The sequence below is a fragment of the Brevibacillus parabrevis genome, assembly GCF_022701015.1.
Classification (GTDB): domain Bacteria; phylum Bacillota; class Bacilli; order Brevibacillales; family Brevibacillaceae; genus Brevibacillus; species Brevibacillus parabrevis.
This window is the reverse complement of sequence record NZ_CP064090.1, coordinates 1,415,375-1,440,947: the sequence shown is the minus strand read 5'-3', so window position 1 is coordinate 1,440,947 and position 25,573 is coordinate 1,415,375. Positions and strand designations below refer to the sequence as shown.

Sequence of the window (25,573 nt, the reverse complement as noted above, 5' to 3'; positions counted from 1 at the left end):
TGTAATCGCTCCATTTCCATACTTATCTAGACTTGTCCGTGCATGAAGACCAGTTGGCAAACTGAGAATAAACATAACTCCCGCCTCCGACATATCGGCACAGCGGGGTTAAAATAACAAGGGCACTTCCTCCCCAAACGGGAAGTGCTCTTTTATCCATCCCTTACGTGCGGTTTAACAGACGAAACTTCCCCAAGTAGATCGCGCTCGTAATGAACGAGAACGCGATTACCGTCCACAAAATCGCTTCGCTGTATGGGAATCGGTACATAGCAAGCGGGATGACCACATACAAAAGAACCGTTGTCAACTTGCCAAACGCGTTTGCCGGCACCGTTTTTTTGCCCCGGAAGTGATAAACAGCTCCTGTAATAATCATAGCCAAATCACGCAAAAAGAAAAACAGGGCGGCCCAAACGCTGATCCGCTCTGTCAAAAACAATGAGGCGATCACCGCCAACATCATTAACTTGTCTGCCAGAGGATCCAACATCATACCGATTGTGGTTACAAGCTTATGTTTCCGCGCGATGTACCCATCTGCAATGTCCGTGACTCCCGCCAAAATCAGGATAGCCAGAGCGATTTCAACGTGGTACGGAATCCCGGAAAAAAAGACATACAGGTACAAAGGGATGAGCACGATGCGAAAGATCGTAAGCAAATTAGGAAGATTCACGGACATCCCTCCGTAGTAAGAATCGTCGCTTCCTTTTTCAACCACTCGATCTATTATACTCTGTGGACAAACTGTGCAACAAGTCCCTCTAAAAAACAGGCAGCCCCAACCATCAGGTTCGGGCTTGTCCACCTTGCTTTTTCTCTTGGATGCTTACGTGTTTGCAAACAGCAAGTCCCACATGTGTTTGTACGTGCCAAGATCAAATACTTCCGCTGTCGGCTTGTGTCCCACAACTCCGTACCCGATTGCCAAACCGATGACGAGAGAGAAAAACAACAGGATCGGGACCAGCACAATTTTGGCAATCGTCACTCGCCAGTTTCTGCCGCTCCGTTCCCGCTCTCTCGGCTTCGTCCTAACCTCTTCGGTATCACGCGGGAACCTTCTGCCCTTCCCTTGTTCCATGCTCCTCTCCTCCGTCATCACTGATTATCTGCTGCGCAACGAGTTGGCAATGCCCATCATTTGGTCGCTGATGCCAATCGCCCGTGAGTTCAACTGATAGGCACGCTGAATGTTCACCAGTTGCGACATCTCTTCTGTCATCGTTACATTGGAGCCTTCGAGCGCTCCTTGACGCAACGTGGCAATTCCTTCATCAATCGCGTTAGCATACTTGGTCGCAGGATTTTCTCCGGAAGCAAGCTCTGCGTCGAACAAGTTTTGCCCCACCTGTTTCAGTTGATCGGGATTATCCACTTTCCAGATTCCGATGTTGCCATAGGCGACTCCGTTTGCTGTCAGCGCGCCCTCTGGCGTAATCTCGATATTTTGCACTGGCTCAGGCAGCACGATGTTCACTCCGTTGTTGTCGGTGAGAATGTGTCCCGACGGCGTGTGCAACACGTAGCCGCCTTCGTCATCGTCAAACTGCACCTTGAAGGAGCCATCTCGTGTCAGCCGGCTTTCTTCCTGGATAACCGCACCGTTCGCATCTTTGATTTTATGCGTGACCAAAAAATAACCTTGCCCTTCAATGGCTACGTCTGTCGGCACATCTGTCATCTTGACGTTGCCTTGTCCGAGATCCAGCTTCGACAAGCCGAGACGTGCACCACTGCCAACACGCAAGCCTACTGGCGTATTGCGGTTTTGATTATCCGCTGCCGGCTGCTCGGTCATCGAATCGGAGAGAAGCTCGGAAAACGATGCCACCCTGCGCTTGTATCCGTTTGTATCGATATTCGCCAGATTGTTGGCCGTATTGTCCAACGCCTGTTGAATACCGCGCATGGCCGATGTGGAAATATTAAGCGACTGCATCCTTCCTACCCCCTATTATCCGTTCACTCGTCCGATTTCATTAGCAGCCTTGTCCAGCGTACCGTCAATCGTCGTAATGACTCGCTGGTTTGCCTCGTATGCACGCAGTACGCTCATCATGCTTGTCATAGTTTGAGCCGGGTCAACATTGGACCGCTCTCTCCATCCTTGCTGCGTACCGTATCTGCCTGCAACAGTCGGCGTATCGTACTCTCCGGCAGCCAATGCAGCCTGGTCTTCCGCTTCCGCGATGTCGATCGCTTTTACCTCTGCGTCTCCTTCATAGCGGAAAATGTTCGTTCCCTCACGAACCAGCTTCTGAGGGTCTGTCACGACGCTCAGGCCGAGCCTCTGGTGGTTGGCCAACACCTGGTAGTCCTTGCTGACCGAATCCCGGTACAACAGCTCGCCAGCCTGATTGATCTTCAAGTCCTGCCCGACATTGACCCCTGTAAGCGGATCATTGTTCAGCCGAATCGCCTGATTTTGATTGTCGAGAACGTAATATCCGTCTGGCGTCACCAGGTACCCTTCCGCATTGACGCTCCAGTTTCCGTTCCGCGTGTAGCGAATATCTTCTTCTTGGGCTGGCTGGGTCAAATCTTCAATCCGTGCCACGCTGTAAAACAGACGGCGCTCATTTCCGTCCTGATCAGGCTGGAGGTTGTCCAAAAGCGCCACATCGTACGGATTGCGCGTCTCTTCAATATCTCCTTGCGTAAAGGCAGGGATCGCTTCCGACATGTACACCCCTGAGTTCAGCCGTCCGATGATCGCAGGCTGGCCAGGCATGGTCGGAACGCCCGGGAAATCAGGTCCTTCGGAATCGCGCATGCGCGAAAGGAGCTGCTCCGGGAAAGCGCGCATGACACCAACATCCTGTTTGTATCCAGGCGTGTTGATGTTAGCCAGGTTGTTCGCCAGCGAATCTTGCCTGTTTTGCAAGGCAAGCATGCCAGATGCAGACGTATACAAGCCTCTGATCACGTAATCTTACCCCCTGAATAATCGCTTATTCGAGTGAGCCGGCACCTTGTCCAGATAGTCCAGCATCATTCCGGTTCCTTTGGCTACACACATCATCGGCTCGTCCGCTACCAGCACAGGAACCTTCAGCTCCTCTGCCAAAATCTCGTCGATGCCATGCAAAAGTGCGCCGCCGCCAGTCAGGAAAACACCCTTATCAATTATATCGGCAGAAAGCTCGGGAGGTGTTCGTTCCAAAACAGATTTCGAGGCTTGTACAATCGCACTCACCGACTCGGCCAGGGCTTCTTGGACTTCGCCGGATTGAATGGTAATGGTTTGCGGCAATCCGCTTACCATGTCCCGACCACGAATGTCCATTTCGTCCTGGCGCCCGCCGGATACGGTTCCGATTTGAACCTTGATATCTTCAGCTGTACGCTCTCCGATCAGCAGTTTGTATTTATTTTTTATGTACCGCATAATAGCCACATCGAATGTGTCCCCAGCTATTTTGATGGAGGAAGACGTGACAATATCGCCCATCGACAGCACCGCTACATCGGTCGTACCCCCACCGATATCCACTACCATATTGCCGGACGGCTGAAAAATGTCCATACCTGCCCCAACTGCGGCAACTTTCGGTTCTTCTTCGATAAACACCTGTCTTGCGCCTCCACTGCGCTCGGCTGCTTCGCGAATCGCCTTTTGCTCTACCGAGGTAATGTTCGTTGGGCAGCAAATCAGGATGCGTGGACGTGCAAACATGCTTTTTCCACCGATTTTGTTCAAAAAGTGCTTCAGCATCGCTTCTGTAATCTCAAAATCGGCAATAACACCTTCGCGCAAAGGTCGGATCGCCACGATATTTCCTGGGGTTCGGCCCACCATGCGATGCGCTTCGTGCCCCACGGCCAATACTTTTCTAGAATTGCTATCTATTGCCACGACAGATGGTTCGTCTAGGACAACACCCTTGCCTTTTACATACACCAAGACATTGGCCGTCCCCAAGTCGATTCCGATATCTTTGCCAAACATGAAAGGTCCTCCCTGTTACCAGTTACATTTCTACCTAATATCATAGGCTCTTCTACGTGAGAGGACAAGGAAATTCTTTATTGCACGCTCTCCTCCTGTTCAACTCGGACTTTTTTACTACGCCGCTTGTATTTGATTTTAGTCGCTTCGCCTCCCCGCAGATGTCTGATAGCTTTGTGATATTCCAAAATTTCCTTAACTTGGTTAGCCAACTCCGGATTTATTTCAGGCAGCCTTTCCGTCAAGTCCTTGTGCACTGTACTTTTGGAAACTCCGAATTCTTTGGCGATCATCCGAACCGTATTTCGCGTCTCTACAATATATCGGCCAATCTTGATGGTCCGCTCTTTGATGTAGTCGTGCACATTACTCGCCTCCTTGTATCTACATTGTCTGATACAATATATGGGTGGGCAGGGACACATATTCTACGTTTCCAAGCCTGACAAGCCAGCACGGCCGCATCTTTTTTCAATAGTTTGTACCAACAGCAAAAAAACACCCGCAAATCGCTTGATTTTACGGGTGTTTTCCATCATTTCGCTAATTATTGATTTTTCGCTTCCGCTTGAATCAAATATTGTTGTGGATTCACTGGCTTGTCGTCGACACGTACTTCGAAGTGGAGATGCACTCCGAAATCTTTCTCGAACTCGTTGCGGCCTGCTGAACCGATCACTTGGCCCTGGGTCACTTCATCACCTGGTTTGACTGTCGTGTTTTCCAGGCTTTGATAGACCGTCACCATTTTGTCAGCGTGCTCCACTTCAACGGTTTTGCCGACGAGCGGATCGTTTTCCACCTTCACGACTTTTCCGGCGAGGGCAGCCACGACATCAAAGCTCTTGCCATCAGTTGCTTTCAAATCAATTCCGGTGTGCGGGTAAAAAGAGTTGCTGTACTTGACCAGCGCCTTTTGCTGCTCGTCTTTGGACGCTTGTTCGTCGTAGTAGCTCATTCCCATTTCATACTGGACATTTTTCCCTACAGGCCATGCCAACGGTTGAACGCCACTTGTCACAGGTACCGCTTCATCGTTTTGCTTCGGTGTCTCAGGAGTCGCTGGAGTTGTCACTGCCACGTTATCCCCGACATTTGCCACTTTGGATACCGTGTCCATGACGCTGCCCTGATACCACATCACAAAAGCGAGAATGATTGCTGCGGTTCCGATGTAGATTGCGGGGAACGCCCACTTCTTACCCAAAACTTTTTTCCAGGAGCTTGCCTTCTTGAATGGAATCGGTTGATTTTGATTCTTTTGATCTTCCATTTTATTCATCACCTCATCCCTCAGTATCGCCAGAATTTTGGCGTATAAACCTGAGAGAGTAGGGAAAAGTAAAAATTTGCGTTCTTTTTCGCTAGGCGCGCACGATTTGAGAGTAATCCTGGAGGTTGATTCCCTGGTAGAAGTGCTTCACGATCTGCTCGGCATTTTTTCCGCTCTTGGCCATGCCGTTTGCTCCCCATTGGCTCATGCCGACTCCGTGGCCGTATCCTTTGGTTGTAATAAACACCTGGTTGCCTCTCAGCTCCAACGTAAAAGAAGACGAGTTCAAGTTCAGCTTTTCGCGAAATTCCCGCCCGCTAAACTCCTTGCCGCCAATGCTGATTTTCCCCACGCGATTTCCCGTCGTGCGCGACTCAATCCGATACCAGGCTCCGTTGGAGGAAGCCTCCTGCACAAGCTTCACGCCCAATTCCTTTTCCAGCTCAGCCGTGGACTTGACCACTGTTTCCTCGTAGCGCGGGGATTCGATATCCCATGGACTTGCCACACTTTTCAGGTACGGAATCGGCTTTTCCCAATATTCGTTCGAGTTCTCGGTAAAGCCGTTGCTGGTGGAAAAGAACGTGGCGTCAATCGGCTCTCCCTGATAAGTCAGCACGACGCCCGCTGTTGCTTGCACAGCCTGCTCGATGCGCTTGCTTTTCCATTCGTACTGGTCTCCCCAGCGTGCACGGCGCTGTGCTTCATCCATATACACCTGATGAGCGACCGTATCCAGCACCTGCCCTCCTGCGGGCACATCATCGAACTTCCCTTGCTTCAGTCTGCGTACGATATACGTCCTCGCTGCCATCGCCTGGGCCTTCAACGCTTCCAGTTCGAACTCGGCCGGCATCTCAGCCGCTACTACCCCTTCGATGTACGTCTCCAGCGGCAATGTTTCCACAACCTTTTTTTCGGTACGGTACACCTTGATGGGAAGCGATTGGGCAGCTCCTGCTGTCGCCGGTTTGTTCTGCTGCTGAACGGCTTCATGTGGGGATGCTGCGGACTCGTGCGAAGGTGCAAACAGATAAACCAGAGCAGCCGGCATCAGGACGAGCAAGATCGGCAAAGTGATAAACCCTATGAGCAAGTAGCGTTTCATCCAAGTGATCCTCCCCGTTAAGTGCTAGACACTTTCAGTCTATGTATGGCAAAAGACCGATAGAACGAGAGAGTAAGAGAGTAGCGAGGGCGACAACAGCTGCAAGCAGACCTCTGCCGGAGCCGTAGCGGAAGGGGAAGCAGCTTGGCTTGGGTCTTCGCGCTGACCATTTTCACAAACGAAAAAAAAGATCCCCTGCTTTCGCAGAGAATCTTCGTGTTTGTCATATAGCTGACACATTCGTTACGCAAAATTAGGAGAGAAGCTTACCTTGATCGTATCTGGCAAAACCGCTTCCCGCTTTTTCTCCTCAGGAGTTACGCGCTCCACATCCGCTCCGAGTGCCAACAGCTTTTCCGTGAAGTTCACATACCCGCGGTCGATATGGTGAAGAGCCGTTACCTCTGTCTCTCCTTCCGATACCAACCCAGCCAGCACCAGAGCTGCACCTGCGCGCAGATCGGTTGCCGCCACTTTGCTTCCGGTCAGCTTGGAGCCGCCTTCCACAATGGCACTGCGTCCTTCGATTTTGATATTGGCATTCATGCGGCGGAACTCTTCCACGTGCATAAAACGATTTTCAAAAACCGTCTCGGTCACGATGCTCGTGCCTTCGGAAACAAGCAAAAGCGCCATCATTTGCGACTGCATGTCAGTCGGGAAGCCCGGATATGGCAGCGTCTTGAGATCGACAGCTTTCAGAGCACCTGTGCGGCGAACGCGGATGCCGTTTTCCTGCTCGTCTACCTCTACGCCCATTTCACGCAGCTTGGCTGTTACGGATTTCAGGTGATCGCAAATCGCGCCTTCTACGAATACATCTCCACCCGTGATCGCTGCTGCCACCATGAAGGTTCCAGCTTCAATCCGGTCAGGAATGACGCAATGCGTGCAGCCCTTCATCTTTTCCACGCCTTCGATGCGGATAGAGCCTGTTCCCGCACCGCGGATTTTTGCTCCCATCCGGTTCAGGAAGTTGGCCAGATCGACAATCTCCGGCTCCTCCGCTGCGTTTTCAATCACGGTCGTGCCTTCTGCCAAAGCGGCAGCCATCATGATATTTTCCGTTGCGCCGACGCTTGCGATATCGAGGTAAATCTTTGCCCCTTTCAATCGCCCGTCTGCTTTTGCTTCAATAAACCCTTGTCCGATCTCGATTTTGGCTCCCATAGCCTCAAACCCTTTAAGGTGTTGGTCGATCGGGCGGGTACCAATGGCACAACCACCTGGAAGAGCGACACGAGCCTGTCCTTTTCTAGCCAAAAGCGGCCCCATTACCAGGAAAGAAGCACGCATTTTGCGGACCAGTTCATAAGATGCTTCGACGCTGGTAAGCTCAGAAGCATTGATTGTCAGCACTTCATGATCATATGTAAGGGAGATTCCCATCGATTTCAAGAGGTCGCATATCGTCCTGACATCGTCAAGAGCAGGTACATCCGAAATAACGCATGTGCCTTCTTCTGCCAGGATAGATGCTGCAATAATAGGGAGTACGGCATTTTTGGCGCCAGATACTTTCACATTACCCGCCAATGCCTTACCACCACGGACAATAATTTTATCCAATGTGTACCCCTCCGCGTGCTAATATTCCACTGTGATGATTGGTGTACCTACAGTAACCCATGTGCCAGCATTGCCGCTGTCACGGTGAGTCGCTACCTGCAGATTCATCTTTTGCCCGTTTAACGCAATGAATGGTTCCCACATAGGGGTATGTCCAGAAATACTGACGACCGTCTCATCTTGTAAACGTTCCAATTCTGTTGCCTGGAGGGTAGCAAAAATCGACATAATTTTACCCCCCTGTTGGTCAACACTCATCTTAACATTGTACAATCCGCGAATACAAGTGCTAATTTGCGGAATAAAGTCGGCATTTTTCAGGGCTTTCGCGAAGGTTTCCTGTATCTGCTCTATATATAGTAGGGATTCACGGCTTCCCGATAACTGCAGCACTAGATATGTGTCAAATGAACCATTTTCAGGAACACTTGTCATCTCGTAGCGCACGGAGACGCCGTTTTGCTTGTATGTCGTTCGATACATAAGAACATCGTGGTTCCGCGATTCTTCGATGAGCGAAAGCGGAATCTCTAGCTGTTTTGCCCACATCTTTGCCAACTCAGTGACTTCTTCCTGCCGCTGTACTTCCCCCAGCGCCACTCTCGCACGAACCTGAATGGACACGCCCGTCGCTCCCGAATCCTCAAGCGTTTGCAAGAGCTTGCTCGCAACAGGTTTTGCTTCCGACGCCTGCGCAGGCATCCAATAAACAGCGCCAGTGACCAGCAACAAAGCAAGTACAAGAAGGCCAGACCATTTCCCCATTTTATATCCTCTCCCCATGTTTCACGTACATCTCTTTGTACTTCCCATTTTGCACATGAAACTGGGTGGATATACCAGCAAACTGAATGAAGTTTGGGCGATTAGGAAAACAGATTGCCGAACGTCATGGACCAGCCGAGATAATCGAGGAAAAATCGCGATACTTCGTAGCCGATTACGATCGACAGTAAAATTTGCAGCAGCTTCGCTTGCGCTCCCGCCGGATGCTTCAAGATTTTTTCAAAACGAAATGATTGCAGAGCCCACCATGCGAGTGCAATGAATACAATCGACAAGACGATGCTCAATACGCCGTATACTTCTTGCGGCATGCTTGTTCCTCCTCATGCAGATCAGTCAGCCATCTTCGTCAAAAGAAAAAGGGACAGCCCGAAAAGCGAGCTATCCCTTCTATTGTACATGATGTAGCCATCCGTTACGAGTGTCACTGAAAGTTGGGAGGAAGCATATTCCCAAAGTCAAAAGACGGATTGAAATGAACTTGCACATAATCGGTGACCAGACCAGGGAATGCCCCGAACACGACTGTCAGGATGGCCAGCACGAGGACCAGAGTCCAAATGCCTTTTGGCACGGCAAGCGGAGCTTCGCTCGTTCCCTGACGCATGTACATCTGTCTGATAATCCCGAAGTAATAATAGTAGGAAATGACGCTTGTGACGATCATGATTGCCGCCAGCCAGTAATTTTCCTGGGCCAGCGCACCCATGAACAGATAGAATTTCCCGAAGAATCCTGCGGTGACAGGAATCCCTGCCAGCGACAGAAGGAAAATGCTCATCGCAATCGCCATGACAGGAGAACGGTGATACAAACCGGCAAAACCTTTCAGATCTTCTGTTCCCTGCTCACGTGTCACCACCATGATGACGGCAAAAGCACCAAAGCTGACGAGCATGTACCCGAACAGGTAGAAGATCACTTCACCGAAAAACAAAGTCGTCGGCGGCACAAACGGAACGAGTATATACCCCGCCTGCGCAATTCCCGAGTATGCCATCATGCGCTTGACGTTTGTTTGCCTGAGCGCCATCGTGTTCCCGATAATCATGGAAGCAGCCGCCATGATGCCGAGATAGAGACTCGCCTCCTGGAAAAAGAAGCGATCCGTTCCGTTCGAAACGTTGAAAAACGAGATCAGCAAGACTCTGAATACGAGCGAGAAGCCTGCCGCTTTTGACACGACGGCCAGAAAAGCCGTTACGGGAGTCGGAGCGCCCTGGTATACATCCGGGGCCCACATGTGGTTAGGCGCCGCGGATATTTTAAAAGCAAGCCCGACCGCCAGAAACGCAAATGCCATGTATACGAGGAACTGATAGCCCGCCATTCCCGCTTCTGCGAGACGGAACGAAATCTCGTAAATATGTGTCGTACCTGTCAGCCCGTACACGTACGACATCCCAAACAAGATGACGGCCGTGGCGATTCCGCCCGATACCACGTATTTAAAAGCTGATTCATTCGATTGCAGCGACTTTTTTCTCAATCCCACAAGCACGTAGGAGGACAGGGACAACAGCTCAAGTCCGACAAACAGCGTGATCAGGTCTGCCGAAGACGCCATGACCATGGCCCCCAAAAGTCCTGTCAGCATCAAATAGTAATACTCTCCTGTGTGGGTGACCTCCCCCTTTTTCAGATACGAAAGAGAGAGCAAAATCGCAAATGCCGTCCCGGCCAGGAATAGCAGCTTGAAAGCATTGCCGTAGTCATCGATGCGGATCATGTCCGCCATGTAGCTGTACGGCTTGTCGAGCACATTCACATTGACGAAGACAAAGACCGCTGCCAACACTACCCCTGCAAGCGACAGCCAACCGATCACCTGTCTACCGAGACGCTTGCCCGCAAACAAATCCAGCAGCGACAGAAACGTCGCAAATCCGAGAATGATAAACTCGGGCAGAAGGTAGCTCCAGTCATATGAGAATATATCTTTTACGTCCATGGATTACCCTCCTATTCCCGTTACAATCGGTACGATCGTCTTCAGAGCCTGCTGCATCGGATTTCCCAGGACAGCTGGATATACGCCGATGAGGATAATAAACCCGAGAAGCACGACCATCGGAATCACTTCCATCGGCTGTGCATCCGCAAGACCTGTGAAGCGGCTTGGTGTCGGCCCAAATGTCGTTCGCATGATCGCTCGCAACAAATAGACGGCTGTAAGCACGATCCCAAGCGCCCCGATCGCAGCCAGTACAGGCATTCGACCGAACAGTCCCAGGAAAGCAAAGAACTCACTGATAAATCCGGACATGCCAGGCAGTCCGAGCGATGCCATACCGCCAGCCAAAAAGACTCCGCTGACAAATGGCATGGATTTGGACAAGCCGCCAAGATCGTCGATCATCGAAGTTTGCGTCCGGTCCCAAATGACGCCAATCAGGAAGAACAACAGCGCCGAAATAAAACCGTGAGAGACAACCTGGAACATCGCTCCTTGAAAGCCGATCGAGTTCATGGCCGCAAAACCAAGGAGAACGATCCCCATATGGCTGATACTGGAGTACGCCAGAACCATTTTCAAATCTTTTTGCACAAAAGCGAGCACCGCGCCATACAGCACGTTGATGATTCCCAGGATCGCCAGCCATGTAGAGAACTGGTACGCCTGTTCCGGGAAAAATCCGATGCCCATTCGCAAAAGTCCGTATGCCCCCATCTTCAGCAAAATGCCGGAGTGAATCATGACGATGGACGGCGGAGCCTGTACGTGCACTTTCAGCATCCACGTATGGAACGGAAACACCGGAAGCTTGATCGCGAAGGCAACGAACAGGGCCATGAACAAGGCAAAGCGGACTGTTGGCGTCAGCGCTGCTGTGACCGGATGGTCCGGTGTCGTCAAAATCGCGGCAATCTGATCGATATTCAGTGTTCGCATGACGACGAAAATAGCGATGAAGGCCAGCAGCATGATGCCGGAACCGATTCCGTTGTACAACAGGAACTTGTTGGCCGCATGCTCGCGCTCGCCATAGCCCCATATTCCGATCAGGAAGTACATCGGCACCAGTGTCAGCTCGAAGAAAATGAAGAACAGGAACAGGTTGTCTGCTGCGAAAACTCCGAGCATCCCGATCAGCAGCAGGTGGAACAAGATGAAAAATTCCTTCAGCCGCTTTTTGATCTGCCAGGAAGCGACCGCAGCGAGAGTTCCGATAATCGCTGTCAGCAAAATCAACGGCATGGAAATCCCGTCCACACCAAGCTCATAATTGATTTCAAAAGCGAATACCGTACCTGTCTGAGCAAGTCCGATCGGAATGGAAATCCAGTCATGACGCTCGACAAACTGCAGGTTGGATGTATCGTAATTGAACAAACCGAACATCCAAAATGCCAGGATCAACGGCAACAAGGTCCCCAGTATCCCGACCTGCTTGATTGCCGCGAATCGACGACCAGGGATGCAAGCGATCACGAGAATCGCCAGAAGTGGAGAGAACACCAGCGACGACAAAAGGATATTAGCGCCCGAAACCAAAGAGTCCACCTCCCTCGACCGTCAAACTGATGGCAAGGATCAACAGCAGCAGGCCAAACAGAACCATCGCCCCGTAAGACTGGATCTGGCCGCTTTGCACACGTGCATGTAAAGCGCCAATTCCCTGCGTAATCTTGGCTGTCAGCCCAACCAGGCCATCCACCACGTATTTGTCAAACCCGTTCAAAATGATTCCCAGCCAGCCAAGTGGCCGCACAATCACATTCTGGTACAGTTCATCCACATAGTATTTTCGGTAAGAGAGTCGATAGAGCCACGGCATCGCTTCGGGAATGCTGTTTGGCGATACCGACTTTTTGCCGTACATCAGGTAGGCCAAAATGACGCCCAGCACCGAGATGAGCAACGCGACGATTTGCAGCCAGGAAGCGGCATGCTCTGTTCCTTCGCCAAACACGTTGACAATTGCCGTACCTGTTCCTGTTGACAAAAGCCAGTCAGTCAGTAAAGGTGCGTAAGGCGTGTTCACAAATCCGGCGACTACAGCAAGCAGCGCCAAAATTAGCAAAGGCCCAGTCATGACTCCAGGTGACTCGTGTGCTTCGTGCTTGCCCCGAGCTTTTCCCGTGAACGTGAGGAAAAACAATCGGAACATATAGAATGCGGTAAAGAAAGCCGCAACCAGCGCAATAACCAGCAGATCGTAGCGATGCGCTCCATATACAGCGCCCAAAATCGCTTCTTTCGACCAGAATCCGGCGAAAGGAAAGATTCCCGCGATAGCCAGACAGCCGATCAAAAACGTCAGTGCTGTGACAGGCATCTTTTTCCACAAACCGCCCATTTCAAACACATCTTGCGTATGTACGGCGTGGATTACGCTGCCCGCTCCGAGAAAGAGCAACGCTTTGAAAAAGGCGTGCGTCATCAAGTGAAACGATCCCGCCACATAACCGGCAGCACCGGCAACCCCCAGCGCCATCATCATGTACCCGAGCTGACTGACTGTGGAATACGCAAGCACACGCTTGATGTCGCGCTGTGTCAAACCAATGGAAGCGGCAAAAATCGCCGTGATGCCACCTACATAAGCCACTACAGTCAAAGCCGTATCAGAAGCGATGAACAGCGGATAAGTCGCAGCCACCAGGTACACACCGGCAGCAACCATCGTCGCTGCGTGAATCAAGGCAGATACAGGCGTAGGACCTTCCATCGCATCAGGCAACCACGTATGCAGCGGGAATTGGCCTGATTTCCCCATCGCACCGATAAAAATCAAAATCGCTGCGACTGTAATCATCCACGGCTCCAGTCGTCCGAGAGCTACGCTTTCGAAGATCGGCCCGTACTCAAAACTTCCGGTCCACCAGAACAGCAAGCATATCCCGATGAACAATCCCAGGTCGCCAATCCGCGTAACGATAAATGCCTTTTTCGCAGCCGCTTTGGCTTCCGGTTTGAAATAGTAATAACCGACGAGCAGGAAGGAACAGACGCCAACCAGCTCCCAGAAAATGTACACTTGCAAAAGGTTCGGAGAAATGACCAGCCCGAGCATGGAAAACGTGAACAGGGCGAGATATTGGTAAAACACCGGAAAGCGCTCGTCGCCATGCATGTAGCCTTTGGAATAAATCTGAACGAGCAAGCTGACCAGCGTGACGATAACCAGCATCATCGCATTGAGCGGAGTTACCTCAAAGCCCATGTTGATCACGATGTCACCGACATGAAGCCAATCTACCACATAGTTGTAGTCTACTCCCCCATCCCGGAATCTCTGCCAAAAGGCGAGGACGGCGATTCCGAAAGAAACAGCTGTCAGCCCGATGCCGACTATGGCCGCTCCTTCTTTCAACTGGCGACCAAACGAAACGATCACGATGAAAGCAAGAAGCGGAAACAGAGGGATGAGCCAGGCGTAGTGCAAAAAAGTATCCATCTTTGTCCTCCTTATCAGTTCTCCATCTATCGTTTCATTTGGTCTATTTCATCTACATTGACTGTTTCCTTGTTGCGGTAGAGCGCGATCAAGATCGCCAGACCCACTGCGACCTCGGCAGCAGCAACCGTCATGGTGAACAAGGTGAAAATTTGCCCGGCTACAGCGGGGTACAAGCCGTATTTGGAAAACGCGACCAGATTGATATTCACCGCATTCAGCATCAATTCGATCGAGATTAAAACGACAACCGCATTTCGCTTTGTCAGTGCTCCGTACAAACCGACACAGAACAAAATCAATGCGACCATTAAGTAGGAGGTAATGCTCACTGTCATTCGTTATCCCCCTCCTTTTTTGCCATGATGATCGCACCGACCAACGCGACCAAGAGCAGTACGGACAACAGTTCAAATGGAATGACGTACTTCGTGAATACTTCCAGTCCGATTCCTTTGGCGTTGCTCACAGGAGAAGCCACTGGCTGCGGTGGTGCAGGCCACGGTGTGTTTTGGATTCCCCAGAACAACAGGCCGAACAAACCAGCGACAAACAACAGAATGAAGCGGTTTTTCCACTTGCGCCCTGTTCCTTCGTCCTGGGCATCGTGCTTGGTGAGCATGATTCCAAACAGCATCAGAATAGAAATCGCACCAGAGTAGACCAGCACTTGCGCCACGCCTACAAACTCTGCTCCGAGCAAAACAAACAGTCCTGCGATGCTGATAAATGTGACCCCGAGCGAGATTACCATGTGTACAACACGAGTAAAACTGATCATGAAGACTGCGCCGCCAATCGTCAGGAGAGACAGGATAAAAAAGGCTGCAAATTCGCCAGTCATGCTAGTTCTCCTCCCTGACGTTTGTATTGTTGTCATCCAGCCATTTCAAGTTTTTGTACAGTTCGTCCCTGCTGTAAGCTGCCAGCTCGAAGTTGTTGGTCATCACAATCGCTTCGGTAGGGCAAACCTCCGTACAGAGATCGCACAAGATGCATAGCTCGAAGTTGATATCGTACGTATCGATGATCTTTCCCTTTTTATCCGGATCAGGATGGGGCTTCCCTGTCAATTGAATGCACTCGGTCGGACAAATGCGGGCGCATTGGTTGCAAACGATGCATTTTTCCGGGGAAAAGTGTTGGATGCCGCGAAAGCGTGGCGGCATGGGAAAGGGCACATCCGGATAAAAATGGGTAACTTTTTTCTCCGTGAGTTTTTTAAAGGTATACCCAAGGCCTTTAGCCAGTCCAAGCATGTGTGTCACCCCTCAGAATTTGAGTTACTTGACTATCGCCTTGCCAATGGCGAAGCCTGCGCGTAGAAACCCGTAACGCCTAGCAGTTGCTTTCTGCCGCCAAAATCAGAACATCCCGTTTTGATAGGAGACGACGACAGCGGTAAGCAGTATGTTGAACAGCGCGATTGGCAGAAGCACTTTCCAGGCAAACGACATCAGTTGGTCTACTCGCAAGCGCGGCATGGTAGCCCGAATCCAAAACTGAAGGAAGATGTACAGCGAGAACTTGAGCACAAACCAGACGATTCCCGGAATAAAGCCCAAAGCCGGATGAATCGGCAGCCATCCACCAAGGAACAAAATCGTAATCAGCGTCCCCATCCCGAACATGTACACGTACTCTGCCAGCATGAACATGGCAAAACGGAATCCGGAGTATTCGACGTGATATCCGGCTACCAGCTCCGATTCGGCTTCAGGCAGGTCAAACGGCGTACGGTTCAGCTCTGCCTGAGCAGCAATGATAAATACGGCAAATCCGATAAACTGCGGAACAATATTCCAGACATCCCGCTGCGCCTCGACAATTTCCCTGAGATTCATGCTGCCCGTCAACAGAACGACACCAACCACGGACATGACCAGCGGCACTTCATAGCTGATCATCTGCGCAGCAGAGCGGAGACCCCCGATCAGCGAATACTTGTTGTTCGAAGCCCAGCCAGCCGTAATCACCCCGAGCACCGTAATGCCGGAAAGCGCGATATAGTACAGCAGGCCGATTCCCAAATCGGCAAACTGGATGCTTTCCGTAAACGGCATGACTGCCAGGACAGCGAAGGCGGGCGCATAAGCCAAAATCGGCGCCAATGTGAACAAAGCTTTGTCAGCGTGCTTGGGACGCGTATCTTCTTTCAACAGCAGCTTGGTAACGTCAGCAACGGTTTGCAAAAGTCCCAAAGGCCCGACGCGATTGGGCCCAATGCGCAGCTGCATCCAACCGATGACTTTGCGCTCGAAGTAGATAGCGTATGTGACGAATCCCAGCAAAACGGCCAGCAGGATCACCGCCGCCAAAATAAACCAGAGAGTGTTTCCCCATGAGGGGGCTTGCTGCAAAAGCGCATTCATCAACAGTCAACCTCCCCGAGCACGATGTCGATGCTGCCCAGGATGACGATCATGTTGGCAAGGCTTTCTCCCTGCAACAATGTGGGCAGAATTTGCAGATTGGTAAAGGACGGCCGTCTGAATTTCAATCTCCAAGGCTTATCCTTACCCTGGCTTGCGATGTAGCAGCCGATTTCCCCACGCGGAGACTCGATCCGCACATAAGTCTCGCCAGCTGGTGGCCGAATGACACGAGGCACTTTGCCGATCACTTCCCCTTCGCTCGGGAACTGCTCCAGGGCTTGCTCCAAAATGCGCAACGACTGTTCAATCTCTGCCATGCGCACTTGATAGCGCGCCATGCAATCGCCCTCTGTCGCAGTCGGAACATCAAAATCGAAGCGATCATAGATGCAATATGGCTCATCTTTGCGCAAATCCCACTTCACGCCAGTGGCTCGCAGCATAACGCCAGACAGCGAGTAATCCAATGCCGTACTGGTGTCGAATTTTCCGATGCCTTTGATCCTGCTGATAAAAATTTCGTTTCCGGATACGAGCTGGTGGTAGTTGTTCAGTTCCTTCTTCATGTATTGGACAAATTCCTTTGCCTTGTCTACCCAGCCTGGAGGCGCATCCCACTTCACGCCGCCGATCCGCATGTAGTTGAAAGTCATTCGCGCTCCACACAGCTCGTTAAACAGGTCAAGGATCATTTCCCGATCGCGGAACGCATACAGAAACGGTCCCATTGCACCGATGTCGAGCAAATAAGTTCCCCACCAGACCAGGTGACTTGCCACCCTGTTCAATTCCATGGCAATCAGGCGCAAGAATTGGGCACGCTCGGGTATTTCCAGACCCATCATCGTCTCTACCGCGTGACAGAGCACGTAGTTGTTGGTCATGGCAGACACGTAGTCCATCCTGTCGGTGTAAGGAATAATCTGCGTATAGTTCAGATTTTCCGCCAGCTTTTCGGTGCCGCGATGGAGATAGCCCATGACCGGAATGGCTTCCTTGATCGTTTCGCCATCAATTTTGACGACCAAGCGAAATACTCCGTGTGTACTTGGATGCTGCGGGCCGACATTCAGAAGCATCTCTTCCGTGCGAATGCCGTTTTCTGAAGAGGTATCGACACTTGTTGTGAGGATGTTCTGGTTCATCAGTTAAACCTCCTCGTCGTATTGCACATAATCTTTTCGCAGCGGATAGCCTACCCAATCATCCGGCAGCAAAATTCGACGCAAATCCTTATGTCCCGGGAAATGAATCCCCAACAAGTCAAAAGTCTCTCTTTCATTCCAATTGGCGCCGTTCCATACGTCCATGACAGACGGCACAGACGACTGTTCCCGACTGGTTTTGACTTTTACCGCCAGGCTTTGCCGATTTTTGTAGGAGTACAGATGGTAGTAAACTTCCATCCTGTCCTCATAATCGACGCCATGCAAATCTGACAAATATTCAAAGGCCAATTGCTCGTCTTCTTTCAGAAACTGGGCAATCTCGTGCCACCGTTCATTCTGAATAACCAATGTCGGGACTTCCTTGGCCAATTCGTTAATATAACTGGCTTCCAGCACTTCCTTGCCGAACTTCTCTGTAATACGCAGCACGTACTTGTCGAGATACGGTTGGTTTTTGGAGGGAGCTTTTGGCGTTTCTGCTGCTTCCGCTCCATCGCCAGTCGCTTGAGCAGCTTTTGCCTTTGCAGCGGCTGCGGCGGCTGCGGCGGCAGCCTTGGCTTTTGCTGCTGCGGCGGCTTTCGCTTTGGCGTCATCATCCCCGCCATCTGCTGGCGAGCCACCCGCTTCTCTCTCGGCCTTCGCCTTAGCTGCAGCTGCGGCAGCTGCTTTTGCTTTGGCCGCTGCGGCGGCTTTTGCCTTCGCTTCCGCATCTGCCCCCTCTGCTGACGAAGCGCCATCTCCCTGCTGGGCAGATTCTTTCGCTTCCTTGGCAGCTTTCGCTTTTGCCAGCGCTTCTGCGGCGGCAGCTTTTTTCGCTGCTGCTTTTTCTTCCGGTGTCATTTCCGAGACTGGCTTCGCTGCTGGCGCTGCTGCCTCGCTTGGCGCATCTGTTCCGGCTTCCTTCGCAGCTTTGGCTTTGGCAATCGCTTCTGCGGCGGCAGCCTTTTTCGCTGCTGCTTTTTCTTCCGGTGTCATTTCCGAGACTGGCTTAGGCGCTGGTGGTGCTGCTTCGCTTGGCGTATCTGCTCCGGCTTCCTTCGCAGCTTTCGCTTTGGCAATCGCTTCTGCGGCCGCCGCCTTTTTCGCTGCTGCTTTTTCTTCCGGCGTCATTTCTGAGACTGGCTTAGGCGCTGGTGGTGCTGCTTCGCTTGGCGTATCTGCTCCGGCTTCCTTCGCAGCTTTCGCTTTGGCAATCGCTTCTGCGGCCGCCGCCTTTTTCGCTGCTGCTTTTTCTTCCGGTGTCATTTCCGAGACTGACTTCGCTACTGGTGCTACTTCCTCTTGCGAATCTGCGGCTTGTGCCTGAGCTTCTTCTTGAGCTGATGGCAATGCCTCTGCGCCCTGCTCTTCCTGTTCTCTTAATTTTCGCAAAGCTTCAGCTTTGGCGCGCGCCTCGGCTGCTGCCTGCGCCTTTTCTTCCGGCGTTGGCCTGCGTTTTTCTTCGCTCATGGACTGGTCACCCGCTTCCCAGTCTTCGCTTCATAGCGGATTTTTTCCTGAAGTTTGTTGATTCCGTAAATCAGGGCGGCAGGGTTAGGTGGACACCCTGGAATGTATACATCGACGGGAACGATCTGATCGACACCTTTTACGACACTGTACGAGCGCACATATGGTCCGCCCGCCGTCGCACAGGACCCCATCGCAATCACCCACTTCGGTTCAGGCATCTGGTCGTACAAGCGGCGCAGCAATGGAGCCATTTTTTTCGTAACCGTTCCGGCTACGATCATGACATCGGATTGGCGCGGCGAAGCCCGGAAAATTACCCCGAACCTGTCCAGATCGTATCGCGCTCCCCCGGTTCCCATCATCTCAATCGCGCAACAGGCAAGGCCAAAAGTCAAAGGCCAGAGCGAATTGCTTCGCACCCATCCTTTTACCGTTTCCAAAGTCGTAAACATGACGTTTCGATTCAGTTCTTCTTGCAATTCAGGCGCAATGCTTGTCAGATCTAGTTCCATTCCAGCACCTTCTTTCTCCACGCGTAAATCAGCCCTACCACAAGCAAGGATATAAAGATGACCATCTCGACCAGGGCGAACAGCCCCAACTCTTTGTAAGCGACGGCCCACGGGTACAGAAAGAGTGTTTCTACATCGAAAATGACAAACATAAGGGCAAAGATGTAATACTTCACGTTGAAACGTACCCAGCTGTCACCAACAGGAATGTTACCGCTTTCATAAGTGGTTTGCTTCTCCCGTGTCGGTTTCTTTGGACGCAGTAGTGGACCAACGAAGCTGACAGTAGCTACGGGCAACAACACACCGAGAAACAAAAAGATCGCGACAATAACATAATTGTTGGTATAGATGTCAATCACCCACGTTCCCTCCGCTCGTAAGAAAGATATGAATCTGTCTTGCGCTGCCCTCCAGATGAAGTATGAACATCATCAAAAGGGTACTCCTTGCAGCATCGCAGATGAAGGTATGAACGTAGTCGCAGACCGATACTGCTAGAAAAAAATACCTTTATCATTATATCAAATTGCCAATTGGGTGTCTAACGAAAGCCTTCCTGTAGTCCCATATAAAGGGAAAAACTTAGAGATTTTTCCCTAAGTTTTTCCAGCATCATATAATAGCCAAACGAATATGTCCGTCAGGCGTATTTATTTTGTGCATTATTGAACATTGCTTGAAAACTGCTGACCGAGGAAGTCTTCGTAAATGCGCTCCCATACAATGGTGAAATTCAGTTTCTCATCATCCGGAAGTTCCAGTACGTTCTCGATCGCCTCTTCCATATACGGAGTCAGCTTGATCAAAACTTCAGTAAGCATCTGGTCATTCGTATTCAGCATTTCTTTCATTTCTGCCTTGGAGATGCTAAACGTGTTTTCATCGCGTTCATGCAGCATCATGACCAGACGGCTGAAAATAGGGTGTACCAGCGCTTCCAGCTTTACATGCGCCAGGGCGAGCGATTCCGCTTCACTCAGATTGAACAACTGAGGTACATCCGGGAACGGGTGGACAGGAATATCCCACGCGTCTTCGTTGTCGATCACAAGACCCCATTTTACGAAAAGCTCAATCGCTTCCGCACGGGATGCAGGATAAGCGTAATCGGAACGCTTCAGGAATGCCTTGAAGCGGTTCAGCAGGTCTACATAGCCTTCATAGTCTTCTTCCGATTTAAATGCTTCCTTGGCAGGTACAGAAAAGGCGCCTTTCAACGCTTCGATTTCATCCAGTCCTTTTTCCATCTCCGCTTTCGTCTCGTACTCTGTTACGACAAAACACAGAGCCTGAAACAGGACATTCATCTCATGAGACAGCACGTTCGACCAGCCATTGGCCGCGAAGCCGCTCGGAATCACTACGCCATCCTGATTGTGGCGAATATCGCGAATGGTTTGCATCAGTACACTCTCCTTTAATTCCACTAGCCAGTGCCGCGCATTATGCTGTCGCAAAAAATCATGTCAGACGGCAGGGCATTAGGTCTATTATACACAGAAACGATAGGCGATTACCAACTGGAAATATCATGCCCAGCATGCATGTATCGCCATACGCGCTCGTAACCGAAAAATCCCCGCAGCCACATGGGCGCGGGGATATCAAGCTTACGCTTACTTCGTTACGTCGAGACGTGCCATCGCACGTTGCAGCGCACGCTCAGCACGCTGGACGTCGAGCTCGGCATATTTCTCAGCCAAACGCTTCTCGGCGCGAGCTTTCGCTGCCTTCGCGCGTTCAACATCGATGTCTCCCGGCAATTCAGCCGTTTCAGCAAGGATGGTTACTTTATCGCCGCGCACTTCCATGAAGCCGCCGCTTACAGCCATCTTTACTTCTTTCTCGCCTTCTGTCTTGATCCGAACAGGCGCTATTTTCAGCGGGCTCACCAGTGGCATATGGTTCGGCAAAATACCGAGATCCCCTTGAACACCGCGAGCAATGACCATTTCAGCCTGACCGCTATAGACAACCCGTTCAGGAGTTACGACTTCAACTGTCATCTTACTCATTTAATCGTCTCCCCTTTCCAGGGTGTCTTACGCCATTTTCTTCGCTTTTTCTACCGCTTCTTCAATCGTTCCTACATACAGGAACGCGCCCTCTGGCAGGTGGTCGTGCTTGCCTTCGAGGATTTCTTTAAAGCTGCGAACCGTTTCTTTCAATGGCACGTATTGGCCTGGGTTACCAGTAAATTGCTCGGCAACGTGGAAGGACTGGGACAGGAAGCGTTGGATGCGGCGCGCGCGGCCAACCACTTGTTTGTCATCGTCGCTCAGCTCGTCCATACCAAGGATCGCGATGATATCTTGCAATTCTTTGTAACGTTGCAGGATTTTTTGCACGCCACGAGCCACATCGTAGTGTTCTTGACCAACTACGTCAGGAGTCAGAGCACGGGAAGTGGATGCGAGTGGGTCTACCGCAGGGAAGATACCCAACTCAGCGATGGAGCGCTCCAGGTTGGTAGTAGCGTCCAAGTGAGCAAACGTAGTCGCAGGCGCCGGGTCAGTATAGTCATCCGCTGGTACGTAGATCGCTTGAATAGACGTTACGGAACCTTTTTTCGTAGAAGTAATGCGCTCTTGCAGCTGACCCATTTCGGTAGCCAGTGTTGGCTGGTAACCTACCGCGGATGGCATACGGCCCAAGAGAGCGGATACCTCGGAACCCGCTTGGGTAAAGCGGAAGATGTTGTCGATAAACAGAAGAACGTCGCGGCCTTCTTCATCACGGAAATACTCCGCCATTGTCAGACCGGTCAACGCTACGCGAAGACGCGCACCAGGCGGTTCGTTCATTTGACCGAATACCATCGCGGTTTTCGGCAGAACGCCTGCATCTTTCATCTCGTGGTACAGGTCGTTACCTTCACGGGTACGCTCACCTACACCAGCGAATACGGAAATACCACCGTGCTCTTGCGCGATGTTGTTGATCAGCTCTTGGATCGTAACGGTTTTACCTACACCCGCACCACCAAACAGACCGATCTTACCACCCTTGATGTACGGAGCCAAGAGGTCAATTACTTTGATACCTGTTTCCAGGATTTCAACAGTAGTTGCTTGGTCTACGAACTCAGGAGCTTTACGGTGAATTGGGTCGCGACGATCTACTTGACCCAGCTCTTGCAGGTCGATCGGCTCTCCCAATACGTTAAATACGCGTCCGAGGGTAACTGCACCCACTGGAACGGAGATAGCTGCACCTGTATCAACGGCTTCCATACCGCGAACCAAACCGTCAGTGGAAGACATCGCAACGGTACGAACCAGGTTATCACCCAGGTGAGTTGCAACCTCAACTGTCAAGTCGATGTCGCGCTCGCCAGCGCTTTGTGCTTTATGTTGAATCTTGATCGCATTGTAAATGGCAGGCAGGTGTCCGCGGTCGAACTCGACGTCAACAACCGGACCCATTACCTGAACCACGCGTCCATTCGCCATCTTACTTCTTCCCTCCTGTAAAGCTAAATTGGGAGCTATTCGCTGCCACTAAGCCTGTGCGTTTGCACCTGCAACGATCTCGGAAATCTCTTGAGTAATGGCTGCCTGACGGGCACGGTTGTAGATCAACGTGTAACGGTTAATCATATCCGTTGCGTTGTCTGTCGCGTTGCCCATCGCTGTCATACGGGAACCTTCTTCGGAAGCCTTCGCTTCGAGAAGCGCACTGTACACCAGTGTTTCCGCGTATTTAGGCAACAGATCGGCCAGAACTTCTTCCGAGGACGGCTCATACTCGTAATTGATTGTGCGCACCGTGTTGCTCTCGGGAGCTTCCAGTGGCAGCAATTGTTTTACGGTAGGTATTTGCGAAATTGCACTTTGGAACTTGTTGTAGCACAGGTACAGTTCGTCAATTTGTTCGTTCGCGAACATCTGGACTGCCGCACCGGCAATTTTCTTGATATCAGCAAAGGCCGGGCTGGCTGGCAGACCTGTTACCTCTTCCAGAAGCGGATAGTTCCGTTTGCTGAAGAAGTCACGACCTTTGCGACCGATCACAAAAATACCGTACTCATCCTTGGATTTGTGCTTTTCGCTGATGGTGGTAACCACTTTGCGAAGCATGTTGGCGTTGTATCCGCCAGCAAGTCCACGGTCGGAAGTGATGACAATGTAACCAGTCTTTTTCACCGGACGATTTTGCAGCATCGGATGTTTGGAACCAGTTGTTCCGCTCGCAATGCTTGCAATCACTTCCTGGATTTTGTCAGCGTAAGGACGTGCTGCCTCAGCCTTCTCCTGGTTGCGGCGGAGTTTCGCTGCCGCCACCATTTTCATCGCTTTCGTGATTTGGCGCGTATTTTTGGTACTTTTAATACTGCGTCGAATCTCACGTATTCCTTTTGCCACTCGTTTTCACCACCTTGAGAACGCATGCCCGGGCTTTCTTGCCCGGCATGCATCTGATGTCTATCAGGTTAACGATTAGCGAGTTACCGAAAAGCCTTTTTTGAACTCTTCGATCGCTGCGTTCAGTTCTTTTTCATCTGGAAGGTCTTTCGTAGTGCGGATGTGCTCCAACAGTTGTGGTTTGTTGGAATCCAGGAAAGACAGCAGCTCTTTCTCAAAGCGGCGTACATCTGCTACTGGAATGTCATCCAGGTAGCCGCGTGTAGCGCTGTAGATAGAAGCAACTTGCTTCTCAACAGGCATTGGATCGAACTGGCCTTGTTTCATGATTTCCATCAAGCGCTCACCGCGGGTCAGACGAGCTTGGGTAGCTTTGTCCAGGTCGGAACCGAACTGAGCAAACGCTGCAAGCTCACGGTATTGAGCCAACTCAAGCTTGAGCGGACCTGCTACCTTTTTCATCGCCTTGATTTGCGCGGAACCACCTACACGAGATACGGAAAGACCGGTGTTAACCGCTGGACGTTGACCTGCGTTGAACAAGTCTGTCTCCAGGAAGATCTGACCATCCGTGATGGAGATCACGTTAGTAGGAATGTATGCGGAAATGTCACCCGCTTGGGTTTCGATGAACGGCAGAGCAGTAATGGAACCTGCGCCCAGTTCATCAGACAGTTTCGCAGCGCGCTCCAGCAAGCGGGAGTGCAAGTAGAATACGTCACCAGGATATGCTTCGCGACCTGGAGGACGACGGAGCAACAGGGACATTTCGCGGTATGCAGCAGCCTGTTTGGACAGGTCATCGTATACGCACAGAACGTGTCCGCCTTTGTACATGAAGTACTCAGCCATAGTAACACCAGCATAAGGAGCCAGGTACAGCATTGGCGCTGGGTCGGAAGCTGTAGCGGAAACGATGATGGTGTAATCCAGAGCGCCTGCTTTACGCAGGGTTTCTACGATGTTCGCAACGGTCGATTGCTTCTGACCGATCGCCACGTAGATACAAATCATGTCTTTGCCTTTTTGGTTGATGATGGTGTCGAGCGCCACTGCTGTTTTACCAGTTTGGCGGTCACCAATGATCAACTCACGCTGTCCGCGGCCAACCGGGATCATCGCGTCAATCGCTTTGATACCTGTTTGGAGCGGTTCGTGTACGGATTTACGCGCCATTACGCCAGGAGCCGGGCTCTCGATCGGGCGGTAGCCGTCATTTGCGATAGGTCCTTGACCATCGAGTGGTTGACCCAGTGGGTTTACTACGCGGCCGAGCAGCGCTTCCCCTACTGGAACTTCCATAACGCGGCCGGTACGTTTTACAGTATCGCCTTCCTTAATGTCGCGGAAAGGTCCCATAATAACGACACCCACGTTATCTTCTTCCAAGTTGAGTACCATACCCATTACGCCATTTTGGAACTCAAGAAGCTCCCCTTGCATGGCCTTTTCCAAACCGTGAACGCGAGCAATACCGTCACCAACCTGGATGACTGTGCCTACGTCTACAACTTCGATTTCAGATTTAAAATTAGCGATCCGCTCTTTGATGAGGGAGCTAATTTCTTCTGGTCTGATTGCACTCACTTAATTCACCCCATTCAT

The 25,573-nt window shown here is 51.2% G+C and carries 27 protein-coding genes; all 27 read right to left on the bottom strand.

The window, feature by feature from the left end; all coding sequences use genetic code 11:
* Positions 1-163 precede the first annotated feature (163 nt).
* Positions 164-685 (bottom strand): CDP-alcohol phosphatidyltransferase family protein, encoded by a 522-nt coding sequence (locus tag IRJ17_RS06880; RefSeq protein ID WP_063229043.1) that lies wholly within the window; start codon positions 683-685, stop codon positions 164-166.
* A gap of 147 nt (positions 686-832) precedes the next feature.
* On the bottom strand, positions 833-1,087 hold the full coding sequence (locus tag IRJ17_RS06875) for a DNA-directed RNA polymerase subunit beta (RefSeq protein WP_063229022.1): 255 nt from the start codon (positions 1,085-1,087) through the stop codon (positions 833-835).
* Positions 1,088-1,111: 24 nt separating this feature from the next.
* On the bottom strand, positions 1,112-1,945 hold the full coding sequence (locus IRJ17_RS06870; RefSeq protein WP_122962610.1) for a flagellar hook-basal body protein: 834 nt from the start codon (positions 1,943-1,945) through the stop codon (positions 1,112-1,114).
* Between the two features lie 15 nt (positions 1,946-1,960).
* Positions 1,961-2,932, bottom strand: a complete 972-nt coding sequence (locus tag IRJ17_RS06865; RefSeq protein ID WP_173599022.1) for a flagellar hook-basal body protein — start codon at positions 2,930-2,932, stop codon at positions 1,961-1,963.
* A 6-nt stretch (positions 2,933-2,938) separates the two neighbouring features.
* A complete protein-coding gene (gene mreB / locus IRJ17_RS06860; RefSeq protein WP_122962608.1) occupies positions 2,939-3,955 on the bottom strand; it encodes a rod shape-determining protein in 1,017 nt (338 codons plus the stop codon).
* A gap of 77 nt (positions 3,956-4,032) precedes the next feature.
* A complete protein-coding gene (gene spoIIID, locus IRJ17_RS06855; RefSeq protein WP_005831806.1) occupies positions 4,033-4,320 on the bottom strand; it encodes a sporulation transcriptional regulator SpoIIID in 288 nt (95 codons plus the stop codon).
* A 182-nt stretch (positions 4,321-4,502) separates the two neighbouring features.
* Complete coding sequence (locus IRJ17_RS06850) at positions 4,503-5,228, bottom strand: M23 family metallopeptidase (RefSeq protein WP_063229018.1); 726 nt, start codon at positions 5,226-5,228, stop codon at positions 4,503-4,505.
* Between the two features lie 91 nt (positions 5,229-5,319).
* Complete coding sequence (spoIID, locus tag IRJ17_RS06845; protein ID WP_122962607.1) at positions 5,320-6,336, bottom strand: stage II sporulation protein D; 1,017 nt, start codon at positions 6,334-6,336, stop codon at positions 5,320-5,322.
* A gap of 243 nt (positions 6,337-6,579) precedes the next feature.
* A complete protein-coding gene (murA, locus tag IRJ17_RS06840; protein ID WP_122962606.1) occupies positions 6,580-7,905 on the bottom strand; it encodes a UDP-N-acetylglucosamine 1-carboxyvinyltransferase in 1,326 nt (441 codons plus the stop codon).
* A gap of 18 nt (positions 7,906-7,923) precedes the next feature.
* Positions 7,924-8,670 (bottom strand): YwmB family TATA-box binding protein, encoded by a 747-nt coding sequence (locus tag IRJ17_RS06835; RefSeq protein ID WP_122962605.1) that lies wholly within the window; start codon positions 8,668-8,670, stop codon positions 7,924-7,926.
* Positions 8,671-8,771: 101 nt separating this feature from the next.
* A complete protein-coding gene (locus IRJ17_RS06830; RefSeq protein ID WP_063229014.1) occupies positions 8,772-9,002 on the bottom strand; it encodes a DUF1146 family protein in 231 nt (76 codons plus the stop codon).
* Positions 9,003-9,115: 113 nt separating this feature from the next.
* The gene (gene nuoN / locus IRJ17_RS06825; RefSeq protein WP_122962604.1) at positions 9,116-10,642 is read right to left on the bottom strand and encodes an NADH-quinone oxidoreductase subunit NuoN; all 1,527 of its coding nucleotides are present in this window, start codon (positions 10,640-10,642) and stop codon (positions 9,116-9,118) included.
* A gap of 3 nt (positions 10,643-10,645) precedes the next feature.
* Positions 10,646-12,187 carry a complex I subunit 4 family protein gene (locus IRJ17_RS06820; protein ID WP_173596375.1) on the bottom strand — a complete coding sequence of 514 codons (1,542 nt, stop codon included), beginning with the start codon at positions 12,185-12,187 and terminating at the stop codon, positions 10,646-10,648.
* A complete protein-coding gene (gene nuoL, locus IRJ17_RS06815) occupies positions 12,171-14,093 on the bottom strand; it encodes an NADH-quinone oxidoreductase subunit L (protein WP_122962602.1) in 1,923 nt (640 codons plus the stop codon). Before nuoL ends, IRJ17_RS06820 begins: the two co-directional genes overlap by 17 nt.
* Before the next feature lie 26 nt (positions 14,094-14,119).
* Complete coding sequence (gene nuoK / locus IRJ17_RS06810; protein WP_122962601.1) at positions 14,120-14,431, bottom strand: NADH-quinone oxidoreductase subunit NuoK; 312 nt, start codon at positions 14,429-14,431, stop codon at positions 14,120-14,122.
* Positions 14,428-14,937 carry an NADH-quinone oxidoreductase subunit J gene (locus IRJ17_RS06805; RefSeq protein WP_173596374.1) on the bottom strand — a complete coding sequence of 170 codons (510 nt, stop codon included), beginning with the start codon at positions 14,935-14,937 and terminating at the stop codon, positions 14,428-14,430. The genes nuoK and IRJ17_RS06805 overlap by 4 nt, the downstream gene beginning before the upstream one ends.
* Before the next feature lies 1 nt (position 14,938).
* Positions 14,939-15,352, bottom strand: a complete 414-nt coding sequence (nuoI, locus tag IRJ17_RS06800; protein WP_063229008.1) for an NADH-quinone oxidoreductase subunit NuoI — start codon at positions 15,350-15,352, stop codon at positions 14,939-14,941.
* Between the two features lie 105 nt (positions 15,353-15,457).
* Positions 15,458-16,468, bottom strand: a complete 1,011-nt coding sequence (nuoH, locus tag IRJ17_RS06795; protein WP_173596373.1) for an NADH-quinone oxidoreductase subunit NuoH — start codon at positions 16,466-16,468, stop codon at positions 15,458-15,460.
* On the bottom strand, positions 16,465-17,613 hold the full coding sequence (locus IRJ17_RS06790; RefSeq protein WP_063229006.1) for an NADH-quinone oxidoreductase subunit D: 1,149 nt from the start codon (positions 17,611-17,613) through the stop codon (positions 16,465-16,467). Before IRJ17_RS06790 ends, nuoH begins: the two co-directional genes overlap by 4 nt.
* Positions 17,614-17,616: 3 nt before the next feature.
* Positions 17,617-18,882, bottom strand: coding sequence for an NADH-quinone oxidoreductase subunit C (locus IRJ17_RS06785; protein WP_242775233.1), 1,266 nt, complete (start codon positions 18,880-18,882; stop codon positions 17,617-17,619).
* A gap of 200 nt (positions 18,883-19,082) precedes the next feature.
* The gene (locus tag IRJ17_RS06780; protein ID WP_063229004.1) at positions 19,083-19,601 is read right to left on the bottom strand and encodes a NuoB/complex I 20 kDa subunit family protein; all 519 of its coding nucleotides are present in this window, start codon (positions 19,599-19,601) and stop codon (positions 19,083-19,085) included.
* Positions 19,592-19,963, bottom strand: coding sequence for an NADH-quinone oxidoreductase subunit A (locus IRJ17_RS06775; RefSeq protein WP_063229003.1), 372 nt, complete (start codon positions 19,961-19,963; stop codon positions 19,592-19,594). The genes IRJ17_RS06780 and IRJ17_RS06775 overlap by 10 nt, the downstream gene beginning before the upstream one ends.
* Before the next feature lie 303 nt (positions 19,964-20,266).
* Positions 20,267-21,007 (bottom strand): DUF6042 family protein, encoded by a 741-nt coding sequence (locus IRJ17_RS06770; RefSeq protein WP_063229002.1) that lies wholly within the window; start codon positions 21,005-21,007, stop codon positions 20,267-20,269.
* A 213-nt stretch (positions 21,008-21,220) separates the two neighbouring features.
* Positions 21,221-21,619 (bottom strand): F0F1 ATP synthase subunit epsilon, encoded by a 399-nt coding sequence (locus IRJ17_RS06765; RefSeq protein WP_122962597.1) that lies wholly within the window; start codon positions 21,617-21,619, stop codon positions 21,221-21,223.
* Between the two features lie 27 nt (positions 21,620-21,646).
* Complete coding sequence (atpD, locus tag IRJ17_RS06760; protein ID WP_122962596.1) at positions 21,647-23,056, bottom strand: F0F1 ATP synthase subunit beta; 1,410 nt, start codon at positions 23,054-23,056, stop codon at positions 21,647-21,649.
* 48 nt (positions 23,057-23,104) lie between these two features.
* Positions 23,105-23,968: an ATP synthase F1 subunit gamma gene (gene atpG, locus IRJ17_RS06755; protein ID WP_063228999.1), complete on the bottom strand. Its 864-nt coding sequence runs from the start codon at positions 23,966-23,968 to the stop codon at positions 23,105-23,107.
* 75 nt (positions 23,969-24,043) lie between these two features.
* Positions 24,044-25,555, bottom strand: coding sequence for a F0F1 ATP synthase subunit alpha (gene atpA, locus IRJ17_RS06750; protein WP_063228998.1), 1,512 nt, complete (start codon positions 25,553-25,555; stop codon positions 24,044-24,046).
* Between the last annotated feature and the right edge of the window lie 18 nt (positions 25,556-25,573).